The sequence below is a fragment of the Pseudanabaena sp. 'Roaring Creek' genome (assembly GCF_001402795.1).
GTDB lineage: Bacteria > Cyanobacteriota > Cyanobacteriia > Pseudanabaenales > Pseudanabaenaceae > Pseudanabaena.
Window position 1 is genome coordinate 1 of sequence record NZ_LIRE01000167.1, and the last position, 5,386, is coordinate 5,386.

At 39.0% G+C, this 5,386-nt stretch carries 4 protein-coding genes and 1 pseudogene; 3 read left to right on the plus strand and 2 right to left on the minus strand.

The features are described 5' to 3' along the window. Window positions 1–125: 125 nt before the first annotated feature. Together AC805_RS05295 and AC805_RS05300 are read right to left on the minus strand one after the other, a co-directional pair. A complete protein-coding gene (locus tag AC805_RS05295) occupies window positions 126–1,370 on the minus strand; it encodes a DegT/DnrJ/EryC1/StrS aminotransferase family protein (RefSeq protein ID WP_055074451.1) in 1,245 nt (414 codons plus the stop codon). Between the two features lie 330 nt (window positions 1,371–1,700). After that, window positions 1,701–2,861, minus strand: coding sequence for a glycosyltransferase family 2 protein (locus tag AC805_RS05300; protein WP_055074452.1), 1,161 nt, complete (start codon window positions 2,859–2,861; stop codon window positions 1,701–1,703). A 792-nt stretch (window positions 2,862–3,653) separates the two neighbouring features. On the opposite strand from AC805_RS05300, the gene AC805_RS05305 reads away from it, so the two are divergent. From AC805_RS05305 to AC805_RS05315, 3 genes and pseudogenes are all read left to right on the plus strand, one after another. Next, window positions 3,654–3,872: a hypothetical protein gene (locus AC805_RS05305; RefSeq protein WP_055074453.1), complete on the plus strand. Its 219-nt coding sequence runs from the start codon at window positions 3,654–3,656 to the stop codon at window positions 3,870–3,872. A 282-nt stretch (window positions 3,873–4,154) separates the two neighbouring features. After that, entirely contained in the window at window positions 4,155–4,880 is a 726-nt protein-coding gene (gene purC, locus AC805_RS05310) for a phosphoribosylaminoimidazolesuccinocarboxamide synthase (protein ID WP_055074454.1), read from the plus strand. A 301-nt stretch (window positions 4,881–5,181) separates the two neighbouring features. After that, window positions 5,182–5,386: pseudogene (locus AC805_RS05315) on the plus strand (hypothetical protein); the annotation flags it as partial.

Consider the following 5,386-nt stretch of genomic DNA (forward strand, 5'->3'; position numbering starts at 1 on the left):
TCAAAAGCTGTAGCGCAAGCGCAGCGTGCGCTACAGCTTTTAGGGTTTTGTATTTAATTGCGCCTAGATACTCCTAGATACTTAGATTTAGCTTTTAATTAATTTAAGTTTAATTAATTTAAGAGTTAGTAACTGAGTTGCTTGACTGCTTCATGAATAGCATCAGCAATATAATCAATATGTTCATCGGTATAACGTTCGTTCCAAGGCAATACCAATACAGCCTCTAAACCAGCATAGGTACCAGTAAATTTTGCCGCATTGTAATCTACGGCCTCAGGGCTCGCCAGAGTAAAGGGAAAGCGCGAATTACCAAATGTACGTTGTTTCTGGAAAATCTCGCACATAAATGCAGGCTTTTGAATATAGCGGGGGGCAGAGAAAATACCCTTGGTTTTTAAATTCTTTGCCAATCCTACAGCGCCATCAACAATTTTACTGCTATCTACGCTCAAGCAATATTTCCAATAGACATGAGTATTTCTGGCATCAATTTGCGGTGTAGAAATTCCATTCAATCCCTGTAGCTTGCCAGTTAATTTACTTGCCGCATCCTGACGATTTTTGACGATCCCCTCAAGTTTATCAAGTTGGGCAACTGCAACCGCTCCTTGCAACTCACACATCCTTCCATTGAGTGCGAGAAAATAATGATCGGGTTGGGGATCGCCGTAGCCCCAAGCTTTGTTGACAAATAGAAACATTCGCCTTGCAAAAGCATCGTCATTGGTCGTGACGATGCCGCCTTCTCCCGTTGTAATATGTTTGCCCTGCTGCAAACTAAAACAACCAATAGAACCGATCGCTCCAACTTTTTTGCCATTGTGCTCGGCTAAAAATGACTGGGCGCAATCCTCAATGATGGGAATACCGCGAGATTCGGCGAGTTGGACAATCTCAGTCATATTGCAGGGATTGCCAAATAAATGGGTGACAATAATCGCTTTAGTGCGATCGCTCAAACAAGCTTCAATTGATTCCGCAGTGACATTCCAAGTTCTCGGATCCACATCAGCAAATACAGGAATAGCGCCTTGGTAGAGAATCGGAGTCAAAGCACCCATATCAGTAATGGAAGTGGTGATAATCTCATCACCAGGTTCGGGATCGATCGCCGAAATAGCAGTGTGAATGGCTCCCGATCCTGAAGAACAGGCATAGGCATATTTAACACCAATCATTTCTGCAAACTGATTTTCAAGGGCTTTGACAAAACTTCCTTTTGTGCTGGTGAGAGTACCACTGCGAATCGCTTCGGATAACAATTTAATCTCTTCTTCGCCTAGAGTCCGCCCAGATGCATCTTGATCGGAAGGCAATTGTATTAACTTTGTAAATGTTGGTGTAAGTGTTGATGTAGATTCAATCATAATATCCTTTAATTTCTTTGTTTTTATTCTTCGTTAAAAGTCAACACCAATCTTGGGGTCTTAAAGCCTTACTAGGATTACTTTTAATTTCAATGAAGTGAGTCAACACTTCATTGAAATTAGGATAAGTCTCTAAAATAATTTAACTTTTTTTGATTCATTGCATTTATTGTTTTCTAGGTGGCAATATATCCAATGCATTAATTCATAAGACTCAAATAGTACTTTTTTAAAAATACTATTTACTTATAGAATATAAAGACTTAAAGGATACAAATTGCTTCCTTTAATTAATAGAAATATCGACAAAATAATGCCGCATCACCTTCTTCAAGATTCATCCTTGATACTGCTATTGTTTTCATAAATAGCTGTACCGAGATAAAAAATCTCTTCAAAGTAATTCTTGCTTTGCATCGATAAAACTCCCAAGCTAAATAGTTGAATAGCCAAGATCAAAGTTATACCGCCAATAAAGAAAGTATGTGGGGCTTGACTATATGCCATGGCGATCGCATCAGTAAAATCTGGAAATTGCTGAGACAATGCCAACTGTTGATAGTTATGCCAAGAGCGCAACATTGCATAAAAGTCGGCATAGGCAGATAGCAAAAACAGGATCAGACTGGGAATCAAAAAGAAGATTACGGGTCTAAACAAAAAGCCAGAAACTAAAACAGCCGTGGTTTGCTTAGCGATCTTCATGCTCGAAACTCGCTTAACTTCCTGTGTTTTTTGAGGGAGCCAACAAAGATGGGCAGGGATTTCTTCAACTCTCACCCCTAACAGTCTTGCTTTATGTATGATCTCAGGATTTATCTCCATTCCCTTCGATCTTAGATTAAGTCTTTTGAGAAACTGAGCATCGTATACCCTAACCATTCCTGTTAGGGTTGCGAGACTGCGTTTATCGGTAAAAGAGAGAAATCGGTTTGCCCAAATACTGAGAGTTTTTCGTAACCAAGGAACATTAGAGATAGAACCACCACGCATATAGGGAGATGCCACAACGATTCTGGCTTGAGTCTTGACAATCCGATCTAACAGATCGCCAATATGGTCGGCAGAGTAACTTAAATCTAAATCGACAACAACAATGTAGTCGCCTTGGCAGTTTTTGAAACCATACCTCAAAGCCTGACCCAACCCATGATTTATGCGATGATGTAAAACCAAAACGTTTTCGCGATTTTTTGCAAACTCTAAAGCCTTGGCGTAGGTATCATCTCTACTTCCATCGTTAACGATTACCATCTCCCATTGAAATTTATTCTCTAGGGATTGCATATACTTACAAAGGATTCCCAAGTTTTTTTCAATGATGGAAGATTCATTGTAGGCTGGAACCAATAAGGACACCAATGTTTTGGGAGAATCACTCTCTGATTGGCATCCTGATTGATATCCTTGGTCAGTTAATGCTGAATTATTGTCTTTAATATCGGAAGAGGAAGAAGATGTTTTCAATTCCAATGCTCTAGATGTCGCCATAGCTTTGTACTCAGAAAGTGGATTTCAAACAACCTTTGGAAAGTGTTGGAAGAGGTAAGTCAAACACTGAAACATTAGAATTTCCTTTTGAATTACCATCATGTCTTCAACTTATTAAGGTTCTTTGAACAGGGAGACCAACAAATTAATACTTAATATAATCACTAAAATTTGACAAAAAGACAATCATCAAAGTTATACGTAAGTTATACATAAGTTATACATGAATACGGCTTTAAGCATATTTTCTTGGAATAAATAGCACCTAAAAGCTACATAATTCAGTCTATTAAACAAATACTATTTTGAGAATACTAGTCAAATCGCTAATCAATAGTATCAAGATATAGCAACTCTAAATGATTTGTGAGAAGCTTCGAATTCGTTTAGCTATTAGGATAATTTGTCTGATAGAAGCCAAAGTCCTAGTTTTCTCGCAAATGAAATGGGACTGCTATAGACTCAAATCATCTGATAAGTAGTGCAGGAAAATTGTTGTTGAAAAGACAAATAATAAAAAATTACATAGCTCTAACTATATATTTTCGGTAAACTTACTCTAGGGGTTGGCAATCCTATTTTTTATGGATTTTTGTGATCTAAGTTAAAAAAATATTTGTTATAGCTGAAACACACTAATACACAGTTTATAGCAATTTGTTGGCAGGGGGTTTGTGATCGCGATCGCTTAATTGTTGAGACAAGGATCTCTAAATTTGAGCCTATATCATCACATAGTAATTTCTTTCCTCAATGCACAATATATAGATAAATTAAGGGAGGGATAAGCTAATGACTCCTGTGCAGATTGAGAAAACACAAACAATGTTAACCGAACGACAACTCTACCTATTTTTTAGGCTAAGTAAAATTCGCGACTGGTTAGGAGAACTTTATTTGGAACTTGTCTTGTCTCAAGAGGAAATTGAATATATCTATAGGTCGGAAACAAATATTTGCTTCAATGACAAAAAAGATTGCGGTAAGCAATCCCATTATTTGATGAGATGAAATCGTGTCTGTGGTTCAGACAAATGGTGTGAAATTGCTATCTTCTCTGATTTGAATTCGATTTAGATTGCTTTCTACAAAGTTGCCATACTCTATGACTGTTAATTAAAATTCAGTTCGCCATTCGTTGCCAATTATCTCTCAGTTACTTCAGTTGTTTAAGTCATCAAATTAAGTCATTAAAAAAGTATAAAGCCACGATCGTTTGTCCTACAAGCCTATAGTCTTTATTGGTTTTAAATTGCGATAGAATACTTGAGAAATTAATATCGCAATATATCCATGAGTGGAAACAAGCTCTACGAAGGCAAAGCCAAAATTCTGTTTACAACAGACGATCCTCATATTTTGTTGTCTCGATACAAAGACGATGCAACCGCTTTCAACGCTTTAAAAAAAGGCACGATCGCCAACAAGGGGGAAATGAACTGTGCGATCGCTTCTCACATTTTTCAGTATTTAGAAACTCAAGGCATTGCGACCCACTTTATCCAGCAAGTTTCCCCCAATGAGATGCAGGTTGCTGCGGTCAAGATATTACCCATTGAGGTCGTCGTTCGCAATATCGCCGCAGGCAGTATCTGTAAGCGGCTCGGTTTGCAACCAGGGCAAGCACTCAAGACTCCGTTAGTTGAATTTTTCTACAAAAATGATGACCTTGGCGATCCCTTAATCACCGATGCCCATGTTGCCATGCTCGATCTTGCTACGCCCGAGCAGGTTGTCCAGCTCAAGGAACTTGCCCTAAATATTAACAAACATCTGCAAACATTTTTTGATCGCTGCAATTTGCTCCTCGTCGATTTTAAAGTGGAAATTGGTGTCGATCGCAAAGGGCAGTTATTGCTAGCCGATGAGATTAGTCCTGATACCTGTCGCCTTTGGGATAAAGCGATCGCCGATCCTACCGAGCGGATTATGGATAAAGATCGTTTTCGGCAGGATCTCGGTAATGTTGCTGAGGCATACCAAGAGGTCATGAAAAGAGTATTAGCGACGATCGTCTAAGACCATGAATGATCATAAATGACCATGAATCACCATGAATCACCATGATTAATGAAGAGCCATCCACGTTCGGTTTGGCAGGATTCATGCAGGGATCCTGCATGAATTTTTTGTTTCTGGCGATCGCAGACAACATAAAACAATAAAATTCAGTTTTAGCAAATTACTGCTAGCTATATGTCGGTGTTGAAAGTTATAGTAATTTATTACTATTCTCAGAAACTTTCTGTTTATCTCTGTTCGTCAATAGTTTCCTGTTAAGTATTCTGTTTAAATATTCTGTAGGTGTTTGGAAGACTTTATGCGTATAAACTTGCTCGTATTCACAGCCATTGCCGCATCCAGCACGTTACTGACAAATCCTTTGCTGGCAAAGGCGAGTCCTGCAAAGCAAGAGATTGCTCAAGCCCCGACCCCACAGTCAACAACCCCTCCTGCCTTAGCCCAAACTGCTCCCCAGTCGAGTACGGTCGCTCAAGCCCCACAACCTACGACACCTCCCACCC